Origin of the sequence: Paenibacillus sp. S29, from assembly GCF_049319765.1 — a bacterium.
Lineage (GTDB): Bacteria > Bacillota > Bacilli > Paenibacillales > Paenibacillaceae > Paenibacillus > Paenibacillus polymyxa_B.
Window position 1 is genome coordinate 45,453 of sequence record NZ_JBMOUI010000001.1, and the last position, 21,334, is coordinate 66,786.

19 protein-coding genes are annotated in these 21,334 nt (G+C 49.3%); 18 read left to right on the forward strand and 1 reads right to left on the reverse strand.

Annotation, left to right across the window (positions count from 1 at the left end):
* Position 1 precedes the first annotated feature (1 nt).
* The 17 genes from dnaB to ACL9RM_RS00320 all read left to right on the forward strand — a co-directional run bounded on the left by dnaB (position 2) and on the right by ACL9RM_RS00320 (position 19,378).
* Entirely contained in the window at positions 2–1,360 is a 1,359-nt protein-coding gene (gene dnaB / locus ACL9RM_RS00240; RefSeq protein WP_013373892.1) for a replicative DNA helicase, read from the forward strand.
* Positions 1,361–1,737: 377 nt separating this feature from the next.
* Positions 1,738–3,024: an adenylosuccinate synthase gene (locus ACL9RM_RS00245; RefSeq protein WP_029518946.1), complete on the forward strand. Its 1,287-nt coding sequence runs from the start codon at positions 1,738–1,740 to the stop codon at positions 3,022–3,024.
* A gap of 204 nt (positions 3,025–3,228) precedes the next feature.
* On the forward strand, positions 3,229–4,053 hold the full coding sequence (locus ACL9RM_RS00250; protein WP_250267081.1) for an ABC transporter permease: 825 nt from the start codon (positions 3,229–3,231) through the stop codon (positions 4,051–4,053).
* Positions 4,054–4,106: 53 nt separating this feature from the next.
* Positions 4,107–5,138 (forward strand): ABC transporter ATP-binding protein, encoded by a 1,032-nt coding sequence (locus ACL9RM_RS00255; RefSeq protein ID WP_250267080.1) that lies wholly within the window; start codon positions 4,107–4,109, stop codon positions 5,136–5,138.
* A gap of 98 nt (positions 5,139–5,236) precedes the next feature.
* Positions 5,237–6,406, forward strand: a complete 1,170-nt coding sequence (locus ACL9RM_RS00260) for an extracellular solute-binding protein (RefSeq protein WP_025723151.1) — start codon at positions 5,237–5,239, stop codon at positions 6,404–6,406.
* A gap of 2 nt (positions 6,407–6,408) precedes the next feature.
* Positions 6,409–7,251 (forward strand): ABC transporter permease, encoded by an 843-nt coding sequence (locus ACL9RM_RS00265; RefSeq protein WP_165178318.1) that lies wholly within the window; start codon positions 6,409–6,411, stop codon positions 7,249–7,251.
* Positions 7,252–7,281: 30 nt separating this feature from the next.
* On the forward strand, positions 7,282–8,796 hold the full coding sequence (locus ACL9RM_RS00270) for a hypothetical protein (RefSeq protein ID WP_250267078.1): 1,515 nt from the start codon (positions 7,282–7,284) through the stop codon (positions 8,794–8,796).
* Positions 8,793–9,260 (forward strand): hypothetical protein, encoded by a 468-nt coding sequence (locus tag ACL9RM_RS00275; RefSeq protein ID WP_414125926.1) that lies wholly within the window; start codon positions 8,793–8,795, stop codon positions 9,258–9,260. The genes ACL9RM_RS00270 and ACL9RM_RS00275 overlap by 4 nt, the downstream gene beginning before the upstream one ends.
* Positions 9,253–10,260, forward strand: coding sequence for a CehA/McbA family metallohydrolase (locus tag ACL9RM_RS00280; RefSeq protein WP_414125928.1), 1,008 nt, complete (start codon positions 9,253–9,255; stop codon positions 10,258–10,260). The genes ACL9RM_RS00275 and ACL9RM_RS00280 overlap by 8 nt, the downstream gene beginning before the upstream one ends.
* 27 nt (positions 10,261–10,287) lie before the next feature.
* Complete coding sequence (locus ACL9RM_RS00285) at positions 10,288–11,004, forward strand: GntR family transcriptional regulator (RefSeq protein WP_414125930.1); 717 nt, start codon at positions 10,288–10,290, stop codon at positions 11,002–11,004.
* A 147-nt stretch (positions 11,005–11,151) separates the two neighbouring features.
* On the forward strand, positions 11,152–11,808 hold the full coding sequence (locus ACL9RM_RS00290; RefSeq protein WP_322171815.1) for a hypothetical protein: 657 nt from the start codon (positions 11,152–11,154) through the stop codon (positions 11,806–11,808).
* 323 nt (positions 11,809–12,131) lie between these two features.
* Positions 12,132–13,655 carry a peptidoglycan DD-metalloendopeptidase family protein gene (locus ACL9RM_RS00295; RefSeq protein ID WP_414125933.1) on the forward strand — a complete coding sequence of 508 codons (1,524 nt, stop codon included), beginning with the start codon at positions 12,132–12,134 and terminating at the stop codon, positions 13,653–13,655.
* A gap of 232 nt (positions 13,656–13,887) precedes the next feature.
* A complete protein-coding gene (gene yycF, locus ACL9RM_RS00300) occupies positions 13,888–14,619 on the forward strand; it encodes a response regulator YycF (RefSeq protein WP_254349776.1) in 732 nt (243 codons plus the stop codon).
* Positions 14,620–14,690: 71 nt separating this feature from the next.
* Positions 14,691–16,445, forward strand: a complete 1,755-nt coding sequence (walK, locus tag ACL9RM_RS00305) for a cell wall metabolism sensor histidine kinase WalK (protein WP_413466305.1) — start codon at positions 14,691–14,693, stop codon at positions 16,443–16,445.
* On the forward strand, positions 16,442–17,782 hold the full coding sequence (locus ACL9RM_RS00310; RefSeq protein WP_414125935.1) for a YycH family regulatory protein: 1,341 nt from the start codon (positions 16,442–16,444) through the stop codon (positions 17,780–17,782). Before walK ends, ACL9RM_RS00310 begins: the two co-directional genes overlap by 4 nt.
* Before the next feature lie 18 nt (positions 17,783–17,800).
* Positions 17,801–18,565 carry a two-component system regulatory protein YycI gene (gene yycI, locus ACL9RM_RS00315; protein ID WP_028540969.1) on the forward strand — a complete coding sequence of 255 codons (765 nt, stop codon included), beginning with the start codon at positions 17,801–17,803 and terminating at the stop codon, positions 18,563–18,565.
* A gap of 6 nt (positions 18,566–18,571) precedes the next feature.
* Positions 18,572–19,378: an MBL fold metallo-hydrolase gene (locus ACL9RM_RS00320; protein WP_023991120.1), complete on the forward strand. Its 807-nt coding sequence runs from the start codon at positions 18,572–18,574 to the stop codon at positions 19,376–19,378.
* Here the strand turns inward: ACL9RM_RS00320 and ACL9RM_RS00325 are convergent.
* Positions 19,347–19,553 (reverse strand): hypothetical protein, encoded by a 207-nt coding sequence (locus ACL9RM_RS00325; RefSeq protein WP_025723164.1) that lies wholly within the window; start codon positions 19,551–19,553, stop codon positions 19,347–19,349. The two genes, ACL9RM_RS00320 and ACL9RM_RS00325, sit on opposite strands and share 32 nt — an antisense overlap.
* A 503-nt stretch (positions 19,554–20,056) precedes the next feature.
* On the opposite strand from ACL9RM_RS00325, the gene ACL9RM_RS00330 reads away from it, so the two are divergent.
* Positions 20,057–21,292 (forward strand): S1C family serine protease, encoded by a 1,236-nt coding sequence (locus ACL9RM_RS00330; RefSeq protein WP_414125938.1) that lies wholly within the window; start codon positions 20,057–20,059, stop codon positions 21,290–21,292.
* Positions 21,293–21,334: the final 42 nt, after the last annotated feature.

The window sequence follows — 21,334 nt, forward strand, 5'->3', positions numbered from 1 at the left end:
TATGGGCGGCGAATTTTTTGATCGGATTCCTCCGCAAAATCTGGAGGCTGAACAGGCGGTTATCGGGTCTATTTTGCTCCAGTCTGAAGCACTGATTACCGCAATGGAGCGGGTGCAGACCGAGGACTTTTATGATAAGGCTCATCAGATGATTTACGAAGCAATGATTGAGCTGGGTGAATCCGGACAGCCGATTGACTTGGTTACGCTGACCTCGAAAATTCAGGACAAGGGACAGCTAGAGGATATCGGCGGTGTCAGTTATCTGGCGAAGCTGGCTCACGGGGTGCCAACAGCGGCTAACGTGGATTACTATGCCCAGATCATTGAAGAAAAAGCGATGCTTCGTCGCTTGATTCGTGCAGCTACACAGATTGTGAGCGAAGGCTATAGCAGTGGCGAGGATGTCGCTGGTATGCTGAGCGATGCTGAGCGCAAGATTATGGAGATATCCAACGGGCGCTCAGGTAGTGGCTTTATTGCCATCCGCGATGTCGTGATGGAAGTGTTTGACCGCGTTGAATTGCTGCATCAGAACAAGGGCAATACGACCGGAATTCCGTCTGGATTTGTTGATTTGGACAAGATGACAGCGGGTTTCCAGCGCAATGACTTGATCATTGTGGCCGCCCGTCCATCCGTAGGTAAAACAGCGTTCGCTCTGAATATTGCGCAAAACGTTGCAGTTCGGGCAAAAGAGACAGTAGCCATCTTCAGTCTGGAGATGTCGGCCGCTCAGCTCGTGCAGCGGATGATTTGCGCCGAGGCCAATCTGGACGCGAACGTCATGCGGACAGGTGAATTTAAAGGCGACGACGATTGGGCGAAGCTGACGATGGGCATTGCAGCCTTGTCAGAGGCAGAAATCTATATCGATGATACACCCGGCATCACTGTGGCTGATATCCGTGCCAAATGCCGTCGTCTTAAAGCGGAAAAGGGACTGGGTATGATCGTAATTGACTACTTGCAGCTGATCCACGGACGAGGCAAAGCAGGCGAGAACCGCCAGCAGGAGGTATCCGAAATTTCACGGACATTGAAACAAATCGCTCGTGAGCTTGAAGTGCCTGTAATTGCCCTCTCCCAGCTGAGTCGGGGTGTGGAGCAGCGTCAAGACAAGCGGCCGATGATGAGTGACTTGCGGGAATCGGGTTCTATCGAGCAGGATGCTGATATCGTGGCGTTTCTGTACCGGGATGATTACTATAATCAGGAAACAGAAAAGAAGAATATTATTGAGATTATCATTGCCAAGCAGCGTAACGGCCCGGTCGGTACGGTAGAGTTGGTCTTTCTCAAAAATTATAATAAATTCGCTAATTACGAGCGTGCCCATTCGGATGCGTTCGCCGGATAACATATTAGTATCATTAGAAAAGGCTCTTTCGACGCGGATTTCGCGATCTCGAAAGGGTCTTTTTTTATAGAATTCACGTATTTTCATATAAGGAATGAAACTCTCAATTACGAACAATAATATTTTCATGTAATATAATGTTCGCTTTTTATTTGACTTTAAAAAATGGTGCTGTTACACTTATAGTGCTGCTTCAACGCAGTGGGGAGATCATTACGCCCGGGGCTTTCCGAACCTACGGAATGTCTGCGACGGACGTTTTTTCCTGCTGTCCGAGAACGCTCCATATCTGCTCGCTCAGGCGGTTGAAGTCGGATATGCGTAGTGTGTCAGCTCAAAATCAGAGTGTCTGTGGGCACTCCACGGAGGAATGAAACATGTCAACTGTAGTCGTTGTGGGAACACAATGGGGAGACGAAGGCAAAGGTAAAATCACGGACTATCTGGCGGAAAGCGCTGAAGTGGTGGCCCGTTACCAAGGCGGAAACAATGCTGGTCATACGATTCTCATTGACGGTAAAAAGTACAAGCTGAGCCTGATTCCATCCGGCGTTTTTTATGAAGATAAAAAGTGTGTTATTGGCAACGGTATGGTAGTAAATCCAGCCGCTCTTATTGAAGAAATTACTTACATTCATGATAATGGCTTTTCCACAAAAAATCTGGTCATTAGTGACCGTGCACATGTGATTATGCCGTACCATATGACGCTGGATGTGCTGGAAGAAGACCGCAAAGGTCCTAACAAAATTGGTACTACCCGTAAAGGGATTGGCCCTGCTTATATGGATAAAGCTGCACGTAACGGTATTCGTATTGCTGATTTGCTGGATGCAGAGGAATTCGAAAAGAAGCTGCGCCATCAAACGAAAGAAAAAAATCAAGTGATTGAACAAGTATATGGCGGCGAGCCATTGGATGTAGAAGCAATACTGAAACAGTATCTGGAATATGCTGAATTTATCCGTCCTTATGTAGGCGATACGTCTGTCGTGTTGAATGACGCGATTGACGCAAATCAAAAGGTACTGTTTGAAGGTGCGCAAGGCGTTATGCTCGATATCGACCAAGGTACGTATCCATACGTTACGTCCTCTAACCCGTCGGCTGGCGGCGTATGTATTGGTTCCGGTGTGGGACCATCCAAGATTCAACAAGTCATCGGTGTAGCTAAATCGTACACAACTCGTGTAGGTGATGGACCCTTCCCAACTGAGCTGAACGATGAAGTCGGCGATTACATTCGTGAAACAGGTCATGAGTACGGTACGGTTACAGGTCGTGCTCGTCGTGTTGGCTGGTTTGACAGCGTCGTTGTGCGTCATGCCCGTCGTGTCAGTGGATTAACGGGTCTTTCCCTGAACTCGCTGGACGTATTGACTGGCCTGAAAACGGTGAAAATTTGCACAGGTTACAAGTACCGCGGCGAGGTGATTACGCATTATCCGGCTAGCCTGAAAATGCTGGCGGAATGCGAAGCGGTATATGAAGAAATGCCGGGTTGGAGCGAAGACATCACTGGTGTGAAAACGCTGGAGGAACTGCCTGAGACTACACGCAATTACGTACAACGCGTGTCTGATCTGACAGGTATCCCAATCGCTATTTTCTCGGTTGGGCGTAATCGCGATCAAACGAATCAGGTGCTTCCGATTTATTTGTAGGACAAGAATGATATAGCTATTGATATACATTTAAAGAGAGAGGCTGTTAGCAGCCTCTCTCTTTTTTTTATTCTGTGAAGTGTTAAATGGTTACTCCCCCTTTACATAATCTTATCTTCCTTGTCGATTTGTGATAACAAACCCTCTCTATAATCCAAATAGAAAAGAGATTCGGACGTCTAGACGTCTTGAGAGGGATGAATTATGAACTGGTATCTTCGCTCACTCGGCACACGCAAAATTGTGGAGTTCATCGTGCTTGTCATTTTCTTCATTTTTTTTCTGGGGCCTCTGACCAATCTTCTCCTTTTGGCGGTTTCGGGAAAATGGCAGTATCCTGCACCGCTCCCGCAGAGCTTGTCACTGGAATGGTGGAAGTATGTACTTACCCAGGATGATGTACTCAGCTCGATTTCTCTATCCTTCCTGATTGCGATTACCGTTACGGTCTGCTCCATTATCGTATGTATTCCTGCTGCTTATGCCTTTGCACGAATTCCTTTCCCGTTCAGTAAGTGGTTCCTTTTCTCATTCCTACTTACGCATGCTTTTCCGAAAATGGGTTTGTATGTGTCTATTGCCGTACTATTCTACCAATTCGGGTTGATGAACACCTTTGCAGGCATTGTGCTTATCCATATGGTAAACACGCTCATGTATATGACCTGGATTCCTTCCTCTGCCTTCCGCAGCGTACATCGTGCACAGGAGGAGTCGGCGCGGGATGCTGGGGCCGGACCATTTCGAGTGTTTTGGAAAATCACCTTTCCTATGGCGCTGCCCGGCATTGTGGTCGCCTCCATTTTTACCTTTCTTGCTTCACTGGATGAAGCACAGGGGACACTCCTTGTCGGAACGCCGGACTATAAAACAATGCCAGTCATCATGTATTCCATCATTGCTGATTATCCAAGCACAACAGGCGCTGTTTTCTCGGTCATTCTTACCCTGCCAACGATCATTCTGCTATTGGCAGCCAAGCGTTTTGTAAGTGCCGATGTCCTGGCAGGCGGATTTCAGGTGAAATAACGTAATTGGTCAAAAGAGGAGTTTGTAAAATCCTGAAAAAGGAGCCTAAGCTAATGCCCATTCAATTATCCATTCAAGAGTTAACCAAGCGCTTCAAGACAGGAGACGGAGTCAAAGGCATTTCACTTGACGTGATGAAGGGAGAGCTGGTGACACTGCTGGGACCTTCCGGCTGTGGTAAAACAACCGTGCTTCGCTCCATTGGCGGCTTTTTGGACCCGGACAGTGGCGACATTCAGATTCAGGGTAAAAGCGTACTCAAGCTGCCGCCCGAAAAGCGTCCGACGGCTATGGTGTTCCAAAGCTATAATTTGTGGCCGCATATGACCGTGTATGACAACCTGGCTTTCGGCTTGAAGATTCGAAAGGTGAAGAAGACAGAGATTGACCGTCAGGTGAAGGAAGCGCTAGCGCTGGTTCGGCTAGAGAGCGCAGAGCGTAAAACGCCGGGACAGCTCTCGGGCGGTCAGCAGCAGCGGGTAGCACTCGCTCGGGCTCTGCTGCTAAAGCCTGATGTATTGCTGCTGGACGAGCCCTTTTCCGCGCTTGATGCCAAATTGCGTATGGAGATGAGAGAGGAGCTGCGCGATATCCAGACCCAGACGGGGATGACGATGGTGTTCGTCACCCATGATCAGGAGGAGGCGTTGTCCATTTCCGACCGCATCGTCGTTATGAATGCGGGCCGGATTGAGCAGCTCTCTTCACCGCAGGAGATCTATGACAAGCCACAGTCACTTTTTGTAGCAGGTTTTATTGGCCGGATCAATTTATTAAAGGGGGTGAGTACAGGTCGCAGTGTCTCTGTGAGCGGAATACCGTTTGCACAAGAGCATGAATACACGGGTGAATCCATGGTTGGTGTAAGGCCAGAGGATATTGTTCTGACGACGGAAGAAAAAGGTTCTCTAGCCGGAACGATCAGACAAGTGATGATTCTCGGGCATTATGCGGAAGTTTCGCTGGATAGCGGTACCCATCATCTGAAAATGTTTGTGCCGCGTGAACGAGCGACCGAGCTGCGCAGTGGAGAGCACATCAGATTCAGCTTCAGTAAAATTGTTACTTTTCCAGCAGCACAGTGAAGATTCACGATCAACCTCTATATCGCATCAATGTCCATCACGAAAGCATCATCTGGTGATGCTGCGAACTTGTGCAACTATCTAAAGGAGGCAACAACGTGTTTGGGAAAAAGAATATGGGTCTGGTTTTGGCAGGGGTACTTAGTTTATCGTTGTTGGCTGGCTGTGGAAACGGCGGTAATGCCGCCACGGCTACAGGGGAAGCCAAGTCTACCAAAGCGGGAGCCGCTACGGGAACAACGGAAATTTCCTTGTACACTGGAGGGTCTCTGAACGTAAAAGAGCTGTGGGAAACGTTAATCAAGGACTTTGAAGCTAAAAATGATCACGTTAAGGTCAAACTGGTGTATTTGCCAGCAGGAACCGGAGGTGCATCTACACTGGACCGTCTGATCGCAGCCAAGAAAAGCGGACAAACCGATACAGATATCGACCTGTACGAAGGCAGTCTGGATGATATCACCAAAGGGGTAGGCGAGAAACTGTGGGAAACGGTGGACGCTGCCAAGGTTCCAAATTTGAAGAATGTGGATGAAACGTATCTCAAGCAAGTCAACAATCAGGCCATTCCATACCGTGCTTCTTCGGTTGTCCTTGCCTATAACAGTGCAAAAGTAGCGACACCTCCGAAAACAGCCGACGAGCTGTACACGTGGATTCGCCAGCATCCGGGCAAGTTTGCCTATAATGATCCGTCCACAGGTGGATCAGGCAGCTCATTTGTGAACACGGTTATCTATAATTTCCTTCCGCCAGAGGCGATGAACAGTGATGATCCGGCAAATATGAAAAAATGGGATCAAGGTTTCTCACTGCTCAAGGAACTGGGCCCTTCAATGTACCAAAAAGGAGTCTATCCTAAGAAGAACCAAGGTACGCTTGATATTTTAGCAAGTGGAGAGGTAGACATGGTTCCAGCCTGGTCTGATATGGCGCTCGAACAACTGGCTAAAGGGCTGCTTCCAGACACGGTGAAGCTGACACAGATCGACCCTGCTTTTACAGGTGGCCCCTCTTATCTGATGGTTCCTTCACTTTCCTCCAAAAAAGAAGCAACCCAGGAATTCTTGAATTATATACTGACGCCTGAAGCGCAAACGGTGGTTATTAATAAAATGTACGGCTATCCGGGGATTAAGTGGAATCTGATGCCAACGGAACTGCAAGAGAAATTCAACAGTGTATCTTCTGGATACCGCAGCTTTAACAGCGGAGAGCTTCAGCAGGAAATCTACAAACGCTGGCAAAGTGAAGTAGCGGGCGGTTGAGCATGAGTTCATTGTCCAAAAGGGGGATGCTGGGGCTTGCTCTGGTCATCCCGTCTTTTCTCATTTTGCTGGTCGTCGTTATTATTCCGATTCTTTATGCCGTGAAGGAAAGCTTGATTGATCAATATGGAACGGGCTACGGTCTGGCCAATTATATTCGGCTGTTCACGGAACCTGCCATGCGTAGAAATATCATGTATACGATTAATGTCACGTTAGTCTCGACGGCCCTTACTCTGGTCATCAGCTATGCTTTGGCGATTTATCTGAGATTCGGCAAAGGGGTTGTCGTAAAGTGGATAGGCCGCTTGTATTTTATTCCGATGTTTGTTCCCGGTGTAATTGCAACGTATGCGATTATTACTATGTATGGGAATCACGGTTGGGCTGCACGTCTTTTGCTGCCGCTCGGCATTGAGACGATTCCGAGGATTATTTATGACTACAAAGGGCTGGTGCTGGCTAATTTGTGGTTCAACATTCCGTTCGCAACCATGCTGCTCAGCTCGGCACTTGCCAGCATTCCAAACGCCGTCGTCGAAAGCGCCAGAGATGCCGGAGCCAGCACGATGCAGCTGTTTGGTCGCTTTATTTTACCCCTTTCCTACAAAACGATGTGGGTTGCGGTGACCTTCATTTTTATGGGAATCATGGGTAGCTTTACGGCTCCCTTCCTGATCGGTGCCAACTCGCCGCAGGTGCTGGGTGTTGCGATGCAGCAGGTATTTTCCAGCTATCAGGAGACGCATACGGCCAGCGCAATGGCAGTGTTTATGTTTTTACTGTGTTCTTTTATGGGCTACTTTTATATTCGGACAATGGTGAAGGATGCAGATGCCAGCTAGACCGCCGTTATAACTAAGGAGGTTACAGGGATGAACAGCCAAGCAGAGGTGCAAATTACCGGGTTTAGTGGGCGAGTGTGGGAAAAGGATCTGCTGGATTGCGGTTATCGGATTGCCTTACACAAGGCGGAGGTTGAGCTCAGCCCGGGAAACGGGTTCCGGTTTAGGTTCTCCATGCCAGAAGACGGATACGCGGAGCTTGATCTGTTCGCCAGATCAGACAGTGACTGGGCTGCGACAGATCGAGAATCTGCCTTCGTACGCCTCTACCTGAATGAAGCCTATAATCAAGATGTCATTTTGTACTATGGCAGCAGTCAGGGAGTATATACCCGTTTGTTGGGATATCTAAAAGAAGGCGATTATGAGGTCTATGCCGAATTTCGCGAACTGGAATCAGCTCCGCTTGTATCTCGAGCATGGATCGATGGGGTTGAACTGCGCTGCGTGGCTGATTCCTCTCCAAGATCGCTGATTTATCGCCATACCCCGCTTTTATATGGCCGCAATCTGTCACATCCCTATGAGAATCGCTTTACGGATACACCGCTTGTTTTGTTCTATTCCGTGGAAGGGAATGAGGAGAAGACAGTCATCGAATACCAGATGATGTTCAGTCATGAAGATGAGGGAACGCCCGCGCCGCTGCTTATGAGCAAATGGGGAAGAACCACCGATATCGAATGGATGTACCGCGTCGAGCTAGATGCAGGGGGCAATGTTCTGGAGGCTGTTTTCCAGGGGGCACATCATATTACGACTGCGTTTAATGGGAATTATGATCTGGGTGGGCATCCTGTTCTCCAATCCGCAACAACTAACGGAAACTTTAAGGATGACATTTCATCGGACTATCGTTTTATGCTGCCGCCTGCTTTCCAGTGGAAACCAGAGGAAGAGCCACGTGAGGCGGTCATGAGCCGTTTTCCTTTTGCCTATCAGGTCACTGGGTGGGAAATGGAACGTCAGCAGGAGCTGGAGATACCGTCACAAGCCTCTTCCATTGCACTTGCACACCAGCGTAGCTATGTGTTTATCCAGACTTCCAAACGCCCCTTACGGGATTCAGACAGAGAATTGTCTCCAGGGTTCAAGTCGGGCTTCAATCGGCGCGAGGAAGATGCCTGTGTCGATGTTCAGCTTCGCCTTCACGGCTCGGAGCAGTGGTATTCATCGTGCCATCATGATCTGAGACTGGGGGATTTTAGAGCCGCTTATGAGGGGGCAGAGTCACATTTTTCCACCACGATCAAGCTGTCTGGAGAGGCTGTGCTTGAGGATATAGCTGAAATCAGAGCCGTATTGCTTGAAGGCGGTGCGGACAGCATGGAAGTAGCCGGACTGTGTGCCTTTACGTTAAACGAGGATAATCTCCCGCAGTTTCCGGGTATTCGTACAGACCGGGTGATTAAGCTGACGCGGCTTCAACCCGTGGGTGTTTTATGGGCGGCAGACAAAGACATGTCGGGTGATGAAGAACATCCTGTGAATGATATGGTAAAGCATGTTGTGGATGAACCGTCTAGCCAGGATGGGAAGTCATGAGCAGACTACTGTATGTGGAAGGAACGGTTGACAGAACCTGCACTCAGAGCCATATTACGTACTCTTTTCATATTCCACAGCCGACTGAAACGATCCGTATTCACTTCTCTTACACGCCCAAGTTATTGGAGGATCAAGAGCAAGCACGAGGAATCATTGAGGAAAGCATGAGCAAATACGGATACGACGAGCCGGGGCATTCATCCGATCTATGGAAGAAGTATGTCCCGCTGCAAAATTTATTAACGCTGTCTGTCGATGATCCTCTCCGTCACCGTGGAAATGCGCACCGTCCCGAGATGCAGCAGGAGCATTGGCTCGGTTCGCCTGCGGCTTCGCCGGGATTCCTCGCAGGAGATAATCCGGCGGGCATGTGGCGGATTACGGTCAGTCTGCATGCCGTTGTAACCGAGACGCTTGCCTACCAAATTCATGTATTGGGGGAGGAAGCAGCATATGCTTAAATGGATTCCGGCTGAGCTTCACACCCATACGCTTCACAGCGACGGAAAGCAAACGCTGGAGGAGCTTGTTCAAAGCGCAGTGGATCTGGGACTTGGGTGCATCGCTATGACGGATCACAACACGCAATCGGCACTTGCGGATCAGGAACAGGTTCAGCGGCAGTTTGGTCTCCCGATCATTTCAGGGATGGAGTGGACGACCTTTTACGGGCATATGCTGACGCTTGGGGTTGACCGCTTTATCGACTGGCGTGTGCTGGGACCAGATGACATCCATGAGGGGATTCGGCAGGTGCATGAGCAGGGAGGCATTGCAGGGATTGCCCATCCATTCAGGATCGGAAGTCCGATCTGTACGGGGTGCTTTTGGGAATACACGATTCAGGATTGGCATGAGGTGGATTATATAGAAGTCTGGTCAACGCTTATGCCATCTATTAAGCGGGATAGCCAGCGGGCGTTTGCCATGTGGACCGATTTGTTGAATCAGGGGTATCGCATCACTGCGGTAAGCGGTCGGGACTGGCATGTATCTAAACCGGATGATGCGCTTCCGGCTGTTACGTATCTGGGGGTTCATGATGAAGCAGAAGAGCGAGAAGGCTTAGCAGACCGGGCAGTTGAGGCGATTCGCCACGGTTCAGTGTCAGTTACGATGGGACCGTTACTGACGATGTGGGCACAGATTAAGGGCAGAGAACATCGTTATCCCATCGGCGAATGCATAGAGCTGACTGTAGAAGATTCACTATCTGTGACGGTTCAATTGGATGTGGAAGCAAGAGCAGCCCATTACAACCTCAAGCCTCAGAATCTTCGTCTTCTGCTGACAAGTAGTCACGGAATATGCTCCGAGATTCAGATCCCTGCTCACACAGGAGAATATACGCTGTCATTGCAAGATCCTCTAGGTAAGGGCTGGATACGAGCTGAGCTTTACGGCTGCATGGAAGACTGCGTGATGATGATTGCTTTTACGAATCCGATTTATATGGCTTAACACAATAGAAAGGCTGGGCTTCGGACGGTGTCAACAAAACAAGAGAACATAAAGCAACTTATAGAGGAATATATGAAGGTTAATGAAATGGGTCCGGGGGATCGGCTGCCGTCGGAAACTGCACTTTCCCAATCGTTTCGTGTCTCGCGTACGACGCTACGGGGAGCTATTCGCCAACTGGAATCGGAAGGTAAGCTGCTTGTAAAACACGGGAGTGGCACGTTTGCGACTTGCCCGCTGCCGAGTATTCCAAGCTCGCTGGACCGGCTGTACAGCATCGGAGACATGATTCGTTCGGCAGGGTTACGGGAAGACGAGCAGCTAGAATCCATTCAGAGAATTTCGGTTTGTCCTCCTGATATTGCCGAACAGATGAGATTTTCGGAAAATGAGCCTATGATTGCCCTAGAGCGTACACGCACTGCCAACGGAGAGGCTGTAGCCCACTCTATCAACTGGATGCCAGAGAAATTAGCCGGACCCATTCTGGAAGGTGACTCTTTTTCAGGCTCGCTTTTTCAGAATCTTGAGTTCAAGGCGGGGGTACGAATCGTCGGAGCGTATTCCGAGCTCACCGTTCCCAACTATGACGACGCACATATGACGCGTCTGTTGAAGCATCCGCAGGCTACGGTATTACTATTGAAGCAGCTTCACTATGATGAAATGAACAGGCAGGTGCTGTATTCTCTGGATTATGTCCGCAGTGACATTTTCCGTTTCTGGGTGCGTCGTACGCGCTGATTCAATCAGAAGGTGGCATCTTCTATTGAATTGTGCTAGTTTTACATATTCCATGGGTTAAAAATCGTCATATCTCGTCAATACTGATTTATATGCACTTCATGATGATACACACATGGCAGGATGCGTATAAGGAGGTAACGGGATATGAGGTGGCTTGGATGGCTGCTCAAAAAAGGAATGACAGTCGTGTTGGTTAGCGCACTAACGCTGGCAGTGACAGGTGTAGTCGTTAATGCTTATGTTCAATCGCTGCTGCGGCAGTTTAACATTCAGCTTGATCATCAGCCCATATGGGGATTGGGTTGGCTAAAGGGCAGTGCGGGTACTGACCAAAGCACAGACACGGGGAAGAACAAGACGACAGGGAGCGACTCGGGAAGTGTAACACCGCCTGATGATGCGTTGCCTGTCATGGGACAGGGCTTAGAAGAAAGCGGAAGTGAGGCTGGTGGCGCAGCCAATGGCAAGGTATCTCAGGAGGGAGCCACGTCGGCGGGAACATCAGGCAACGATTCACGGAAGCAGGCAGAAGGTACAGCTACACCTGAAACAAGTATTGAAGGCCATGATTTGGTTATTACGCCCGACCATTTGACGGAGAAGAAGAACAATTTACCAGCGGCACAGAAGCAGGAGATTTTTGCGATTCTGATGAATAAGCTGCCGCCGGAGGAGATGCAGAAGATATCAGCTGCGATGGAAGGTGGTCTCACCGAGCAGGAGCTTCAGGATATTCAGCAGGTGCTAGCGAAGTATTTGACCAAAGAGGAATATAACAAGCTGATGGATTTGCTTAAATGAGTATTTTGCAAAATCCTGAATAAATAACGATGAATTCAGGGGCAATGTGTATGCTCAAAATAGGACTGTAGAATCCGCGCCATGCGCGGATTTTTTTGCGTGCCAGGAAGGAATTGGAGTGTAGTTGAATTCTTTGTAAAGGCTATGTTAAAGTAAACAGTGTTGTGAAAAGGTTAAATTTTTGAAACCTTTTACGCAACTATGCAATGGTAGATAGCGACTAATATCATAGATGCTTGTGAATACAGGCTAAATTCATAGTGTGAAAGACCAATAACGAACGCATTTATATAGAGATAAGATATGCTGAAAAGGAGAGAGTCATGAAGGTTTTGAAGGAGCAGGATTCACCAGACAGCAGGAATGCAGTTTCAAACGTTGCAGACAAGCCTGCTGTGGAAGCGGGGAAAATAGCAAAGTGGTGGAGCGGTCGGAGAAAATGGTTGAGCTGGACGGCAGGCGGTGTGGTGATTGCAGGCAGTCTTATTTTTGCGAGTAATCAGTATGTCGGAGCTAACACAGTTCCTTATTATAAAGTGTATGTAAAAGGCGTCGAGGTCGGAAATATCTTGAATGAGCAACAACTTAAACAGCTGTACGCAACGAAGAGCAAACAGTATAAGGATAAGTATCCCGGCGTCGATATGGTGCTCAATACGAGCGCGGTAACGACAGATATTGAGAAGGCATATAAAGCGGATATCGACAGCGCAGCCACGCTGAAGAAGCTGGATGGTATGCTGACAGCGTATGCCAAAGGGGTAGAAGTGAAGGTCAACGGACAGTCGGTTGGCATTGTAAAGGATAAAGCGACTGCACAGGCGGCTTTAAAGCAAGTACAGAAGAAGTACACACCTGTGGGTGAGGGTACATCTACAGGCATCAAGGGGCTGGTTCGCAAAACATCTGTGGGCAGTAGTCATGCGAGTGCTAGTACTAAAACCCCTAAGGCATGGCTGGAGTCTGCCAGTATCCGTGAGAAAATCGCGTATGAGCCTGTGAAAGCAGACCCGAACAAGGTGCTGACAGAGGCTGAAGCAGTCAAAGTGTTGACTGAGGGGCGTGAGGCTCCTATCACGTATACAGTGCAAGAAGGCGATTCTTTGTCGTCGATTGCAACTAAATTTAATATGACCGCTTGGGAGATTAAGCAGAACAATCCCGGCTCGCGTGAGCTGTATTTGCAAATTGGAGACGAATTGAAGCTTACTGCTCCGAAGGCTCCGGTTACGGTGCGAACAGTAGAGAAGGTCGTCGAACAGATTGCCATCGAGCCTGAGGTTGAGATTCGCCAGAGCGATGAACTGAAGGCAGGAGTTACCAAAGTGGTCAGACCGGGACAAGCAGGTCTTAAAGAGATGGACTATCGTTTGACCAAGGAGAACGGTGAGGTCGTGCAAGAGGAATGGCTCGGTCAAAAGGTGCTGCAGCCGTCTGTTACTGAGGTGGTTCTTAGAGGAACGAAGGTCGTGGGAGAAGGCTCAGGACAGTTCGCTTGGCCGGTGTCCGGTGCATCGATGTCGAGTAGCTTTGGCGCACGCTGGGGACGTATGCATGAGGGTGTCGATTTGGTCGGTAGTGCTGACATTCGCGCATCAGATGAAGGCGTGGTAACATTTGCAGGTCAGCAGAATGGATACGGTAATGTCATTATGATCGATCATCGCAACGGCTACCAAACGGTCTACGGACATTTGAGCAGTATTGGGGTTCATGTAGGACAGGTTGTTCAGCAAGGCGAGTCGATCGGGGTCATGGGGAACACAGGACGTTCGACAGGAACGCATCTGCATTTTGAAATTCGTAAAGATAATACGCCACGCAATCCAATGACGTATTTAAGATAGATTGGATGTTTATATCGAGAGTTACATGATTTATGAGGATCAAGGGGAAAGGCCATGTTTTTCTGCATGCTTAACGGTAGGTGCAGGCATGGTTTTTTTCTGCGTAAAGAAAAGGGTCTGGAGAAGTAATGGAATGGCGCACGGGTATGATAGAATAGAATAAACATCTTATAGGTACTGACAAACGAAAGTTAATTATAGATTATGATCCGTGAAGAGAGGTGAACGCTATATGCAGGGAACGATTCTGGTAGTGGATGATGAACAGCCAATCGCTGATATTTTGAAATTTAATTTAGAAAAAGAGGGCTACCAGGTGATTTGCGCCTTCGATGGAATCAGCGCGGTGGATATCGCGGTCAAGCAGCAGCCTGACCTGATTCTGCTGGATCTGATGCTGCCGGGCATGGATGGCATGGACGTATGCCGCGAGGTGCGCGGGCATCAGCTCCAGACGCCGATTATTATGCTGACCGCCAAGGACGGCGAAATCGACAAAGTGCTGGGGCTGGAGCTGGGCGCGGACGATTATGTGACAAAGCCGTTCAGCACACGGGAATTGCTGGCACGGGTGAAGGCACAGATGCGCAGACAGCAACGCGGCGGGGCGGGCACGTCGGAAAGCCGACCGCAGGAGGATAAGCAGGGGCTGCGCGTGGGTGACCTCTTTTTTGACACGGATATGTATACAGCTTACAAAAACGGAACACCGCTTGATCTGACGCACCGCGAATATGAGCTATTGTACTATATGGCGAAGAATGCCGGAAAAGTCATGACGCGGGAGCATTTACTCCAGGCGGTATGGGGCTTCGAATACTACGGGGATGTACGGACAGTAGATGTGACCATTCGGAGGTTGCGCGAGAAGATTGAGGAGAACCCGAGCAAGCCGGAGACCATCCTGACGCGCCGTGGTCTTGGATATATCGTTAGCGGGGGCAAAGGTGGCCTGCGGGCATGAGATGGCTGTCTTTCTTTCGTACCATTCATGCAAAGCTGATTATTATCTATGTGCTGCTTATCTTGGTGGCTATGCAGCTGATTGGGGTCTATTTTGTCAGCTCGATGAAGAACTCTCTCACGAGTAATTTTACGCAGGATTTGCAAGCACGGGCGGAGATGCTGTCCGTGCTGGCGGAGCAGGATCTGAGTGGCAGTGACGGTAAAATGGAAGAAGACAGCGTGGAAAGCCTGCGTGCACGCGTAAATAATTTGTTTGATTTCAGCGGCGCGGAAATTCAGGTGCTGGATGCCAGCGGCAAAGTGTTAATTACTTCCCAAGGTTCACACGCCGATTATGTTGGACGCAAAAATACGCAGACAGTGGTCAGCCGCGCACTCCAAGGTATCCGTGATAACGAGGAATACATGGTGGACGAGGATAATGTCCGCAAGAAGGTCGTCGCCAAGCCTGTTATCAGCCAAGGCAAGATTGTCGGCGCGGTGTACATCGCCGCTTCGATGACCGAGCTCTACGATACGATGAAACGCATTAACAATGTGTTTCTCTCAGGTATGCTCATTGCGCTGGCGCTAACGGCTGTGCTGGGCGTGGTATTGGCCCACACGATTACGCATCCGATTAAGGTGATGACACGTCATGCAACAGAGGTTGCCGAAGGAAAATTTGACCAGCAGATGCCTGTATTTGGGGATGATGAGATCGGCAGGCTCAGCGTGGCCTTTAACTATATGACAGGCCGTCTGCGTGAGGCACTGTCTCAAAATGAAGAGGAGAAGGAGAAGCTCTCCTCCATCTTGACCAATATGAGCGACGGTGTGGTCGCTACTGATGACAACGGCCGGGTCATTCTGGTCAACCGTCGGGCCAGCGCCATGCTGGGCGTAAACGAAAACGAAATGACCGGCAGGCATATCGCGGTACTGCTGGGGATCGACCCGGAGGAAACCGAGGCCCTGTATAGCGGATCTTCGGCCTCCACGCTCTTGCAGCTGGAGCCAGCCGGTCAGGATGAACCCATCGTCATCCGTGTGACATTCACGCCGATTCATCGGCGTGAAATTGGCATTACGGGGACGATTGCCGTGCTCCAGGACGTGACGGAGCAGGAGGAAATGGAGACGACACGGCGGGAATTCGTAGCGAATGTATCACATGAGCTGCGCACTCCGTTGACGACCATCCGCAGCTATGCTGAGGCGCTGGATGACGGCGCGATGGCTGAACCGCAGCTCGCGGAGCGTTTTGTAGGCGTGATCCGCAATGAGACAGAGCGTATGATCCGGTTGGTTACGGATTTGCTGCATCTGTCACGGCTTGATTCCAATGAGGCGCCTTTGCGGATGCAGCCTGCGGATGTGATGGAGATGCTGGACGAAGTCGCAGATCGGTTTTCTTTTCAAATGAAGCAAAAGCACATTCGCTCAGGGATGTTCGTAGAGCAGGGAATCGGTAAGGTCGTGATCGACCGGGACCAAATTGAGCAGGTGTTGGACAACTTGATGTCCAATGCGTTGAAATATACGCCAGATGGCGGGAGTATTCGGATTGAAGCTCGCCGCAACAGTGAGGGAATGCTGTCCATTTCGGTACAAGACACCGGAATTGGTATTCCCAAAAAAGATCTGGACCGGATTTTTGAACGGTTTTATCGTGTAGACAAGGCGAGATCGCGCAATATGGGTGGTACGGGACTGGGACTGTCGATTGCCCGGGAAATTGTAAAGGCGCATGGGGGCCAGATTTTTCTGGAATCGGAATACGGTCAGGGAACCTGTACGACCTTTACGCTACCCATGTCGAGTGAAGGGAGGGAAGCACAGTGAAGGAACGTTTGAAGTCCTGGACGCTTATTTTGCTGGTTGCTTCCAGCCTGGTACAGACTTATTTTTTGATTTACCGCCTTCCAGGCAGTGATTCTGTACTCACTTCAGAAACGAACTATGTCAAAACCGAAAGCATGGGACAGGAGAAAAAGATTGAGAACCTCGTGTTTCCTGATAAAATGCTCATTCACCAAGGTGAGAAGAAGCATACCGTTTTTTATCCGGGTGTTACTTTTTACGATTTAATTTATACACGGCTGGAAAGCCGGAGCTTTAACAACTTTCAACGTCGAAGTATTCAATCGGCGGACTGGGCGCAGATTCGCAGCGAAAACGAAGGCATCGAATTATCCTTTTCAGGCGGAGTCCCGGTTTCATTACTGGAGCGGGTCATGCGTCTGACGCCGGATTCGGTGTTTCAGGGAGAGACGATTAACCGCATCTGGATCTATATAGACGAAAGGAATGCCAAGCCGCATGCGCTCTTTTTCAGTGCCAGAGGCGATGTCGTGTATGAGGCGAACCAGTTCGACATGACGGTAGAGGACATTCGGCAGCATGTGAATTTCGGTGAAAATGCCCCGTTGTACGAGCTGGTGGATAATCAGTACTACATTCCCGTGAATGACTTGGAAACTGTGCAGCCTGTGGTGTATGCCGGGTTGTTTACGACGGAGCAAATGCAGCGGAACTTGTTCTTCGATCCGGGGATTACGCGCAATATTCAGGAGAAGGACGGCTCACAAATTTACACGGACAGCAAGCGTAGTCTGCAAATCAAGCAGGAGCAACGATGGATGAGCTATACCGATCCCAGTGCGCCAGGGGCAAGTGGAAGCAGTCCAATTAGGGATGTGCTGGCCGCAGTTGATTTTGTGAATCAGCATGGCGGTTGGGATGCTTCATATCAGTTGAAATTGAGAAGCAGTGATGAAAATCGTACGACTGTGATGTTTCAGCAATATTATGGTGCTTATCCGGTGCTGGATACACCATCGTTCCGCTTTGGTACGATTTCGCTGCAAATCCAGCAGGAAACGGCTTCTGTCTATGAACGTTCGCTACTGTATCTCAAGGGAGGAGAGCAATCCTCGAAGAAGGTTATGCTGCTGGGTGGCGAGCCCTTGAAGAAGCAACTGGAGAGTGTAGCAAAAGGGAAGACGATTCGTGATCTGACTCCTGTATATCAACCGGAGCTGACCAATGATGGATTGAAGCTTGCTCCTGAGTGGCACGTTACGCTCAGTGACGGTTCTGTTGCAGAAATTCATGCTGTTCCTGTAACGACAGCATCCAACACAACACAAACGAAGCCAGACCGGGAGACAAAGAGGTGACAGGAAGGGGGAACGGGAATGGATTGGAGCCGCGCCAAGAACGTATTGATTTGTACATTTTTGCTGCTCAATGTGGTATTGGGTTACCAGTTGTGGCATGATGCGCAGGAAACGGCAGGGCCGAATCTGGATTTTACTTCATTGGATGAAAATACGCAGCGTTTAATGGAAGAGAAAAGCATTCAGGTGCTGGCTCCGATTCCCGGCGATACCCCGCAGCTGCCTAAACTTTCTTACACATATGTTCATAGTGGAGAAAAGGATGATCGTGTGCAGCTGGTGAAGCCGGTGGACAGCAAACTGGTATTTACCCATGACGCGCTAGTTGAGGCATTGGAGCCACAAATCAAGGATATCGATAACTTTCAGTACGATCCGCTGGATGTTCAGGAGGAGTTGGCATCCGGACAAGCAGATGCTTTTGTACTTCATCCGCTGGTTCAGGGCAAATGGCCGCTATTTAATGTGAAGTTGGCTCTGTTTTACAGCAATCAAAAGATTACAGGGTATCGCAAAATTAAGGTCGATCTCCAGCCTTCGGATGAGGCAAAGAAAATGCTGCCTGCGTCCAAAGCACTGGCAAGGCTGATCGACGGCTATTTGCCGCGTGATACGATTGTGAAGGATATCCGGCTCGGTTATTACGGACAGACCTTTAACTCCGATAGCCAGGTGGCTGCCCCCGTGTGGCGGTTTATGCTGGACAACGGGAAAGGTGTGTATTATGTGCAGATGAACGGAGATGTCATTAGTCCAAAGACAGAACATACAGAAGGGTCTTGAACAGATATGGGGATTTCATTTACCGTGCTGTCGAGCGGTTCGACCGGCAACGCTACCGTTGTGCGGAACGAAGACACGACATTGCTCATCGACGCAGGTCTCAGCGCGAAGCGTATTGACGAATTGCTGAAAGAACGCGATCTGAGCGGAGAAGAGTTGGATGGTATTTTGGTCACGCATGAGCATTCCGATCATGTTAAAGGACTAGGCGCCATGGCGCGTAAATATAATTTACCTATATATGCTAACGAGAAGACATGGTTTGCCATCAGCAATGCTGTTGGGCAAATCGCAGACGATAACCGCAGAATATTGGAGACAGGCGCAACGCGGGAATTTGAGTCATTACGCGTGGAGTCTTTTGGCATATCCCATGATGCGGCTGAGCCTGTAGGGTATAGCTTTTATGATGGGGCAGAGAAGCTCAGTGTAGCGACCGATCTCGGCTATGTCAGCGACAAAGTGAAACAGGCGATATCAGACGCGGATGTATTGGTGCTGGAGTCTAATCATGATGTGGAAATGCTGCGTATGGGTCGTTATCCGTGGAACATCAAGCGCCGTATTCTCAGCGATATCGGTCATTTATCCAATGAGATGGCGGGCGCGATTCTTAGCGAGCTGCTGACAGGCCGTACGAAGCGAACGTATTTGGCACATTTGAGCCGCGACCACAATATGATGGAACTTGCGAAGTTGACTGTACGTGGGGCGATGGAAGACCGCGGCTGTTTTTACAAGGACAGTGAGTTTCGATTGTGCGATACGTACTATGATCGTCCTACACCTTGGGATAAGGTAAGTGAGCCATAAAGCTGTCCAGCTCGGCGGCTTTGCGTTCTACCTCTTCACGGGTCACTACGCCTTTGTCCACCAGTAGTTCAATCAATGTACTTAGCGCCAGTGTATTGCGGTAATGCTCGTCTTTCAAATCCGCAAGCTTGGCAGCCATGCGAACTTCATCCATAGCCGAACGATGTGAATTCATCATATATTCCTCCTGTAAAAATATTTTAGAAATGGCGTGCAATGAGCTTGGTTCTGCCTGTGGTTTTGCTGGGTGCTGTGATACAATAAAGCTAACAACGGAAAGCTTTCTGAAGGAAGGCTCTCATCGAAAGTATAGGCAGCTTTAAGCGGACGGGAACAGGCCAGAACGTCTCTATGAGACGATCATTTTGTAATAGAATAGAAGACTTGTTACTATTGTAGTCCATTGGTTTGGAAATCATTCCTCTTTTTTCCTCTATTCGGAGTCAGATTCGGCGTGTATGCTAATTTATGAGATTCGGTTGCTTAGGAAGGCACCATTTGTGGTGATTAATAAGTAGGCCGGAACGATTGGTTGCTGGATTCCGATGATAAGGGATATTCAATCCATTTGAGATGTTCAACGGAGCAGGTTCTCTGTAGCATAGGTTGGCGCAAGCCCGAATAGCCCTAATTTTTTAGTGAGTGTCGGTGCATGACAACGAAGGGGAGAGGATTAGCATGGGCTTGTTTGAGGACGATTTTTATTCAACGAAGGTATCCACACGTGCGGCTAAAAAAATGGCATTTAAGGCGCGCCGTGGAGGACGGGGACGTTGGCCACACAGGAAGCGTGGAGTAAGTCCGGTGCAAGCTGCTGTCATTAGCGGTGCAGTCAGTGCAGTGGTTGCTGTGCTTCTGTTCAGCTTTATTACAGGTCTGCCCTCCACTACAGCGGTAACCGGAGCCAGTCACTATCCCTTGCGGCAAGCAGCGGGTGATCCGTATGACCGGATTGTGCAGGCGGCAGCCAAGGTGCGCCCAGCCGTCGTCAGCATCGTGAACCTGAAAGAGGAAGAGGGGAAAAGCACGGAACAATCCGCGCTTGGATCGGGTGTTATTTTCCGAGTGAGTTCAGGCAAAGCCTTCATTATGACAAATAACCATGTGGTCGAAGGATCAGATGATCTGGATATTGTAACGGTAGACGGCGTCAGAAAAGAGGCAAAGCTGATCGGAAAGGATCGCATTAGTGATATCGCTGTACTCGCAGTGGACGATAAAGGCATTAGCACGGTAGCGGATATTGGCGACTCCAGTAAACTTCGTCTGGGTGAGACGGTCATTGCTATTGGCAATCCGCTCGGCCTGGGAGACACGCTTACCTCCGGTATTGTGAGTTATACGAATCGCATCATTCCGATTTCCATTAACCAGGATGGCGTGTATGACTGGGAGCAGCATGTTATCCAGACCGATGCGGCGATTAATGAGGGAAACAGCGGCGGCGCCCTAGTCGATCTGGACGGACGTGTGATTGGCATCAATACGATGAAAATCGCTGATACAGGTGTTGAGGGACTTGGTTTCGCCATTCCCGCCAATGAGGTGATGAAGACGGTGAATGAACTGGTTGAGGACGGCAAGATCACTCGCCCTTATCTGGGGGTATACACGGTCGACCTCAATAATGAATATGCACCGCTGGATGAAACTCAGCGCAAGGAGCTCAAGTTGCCGGACAGCGTGAAGAATGGGGCTGTCGTTCTGGAAGCCCACGGTCCTGCCAAGGAGGCTGGCTTGAAGCTGAACGATGTCATTACAGCGTTTGATAGCGAACCGATTAACTCTACGCTTGATTTGCGTCGCTACTTGTACGATAACAAGAAGATTGGCGATGAGCTGAAAGTTACTTTTTACCGGGCAGGCAAGGAAGAAACGGTGACGTTAAAATTAACAGATAAGCCGGAAGGCTAAGGTATGATTATAGGTTTAACTATAAAAAGGCGCTCTCCGGCT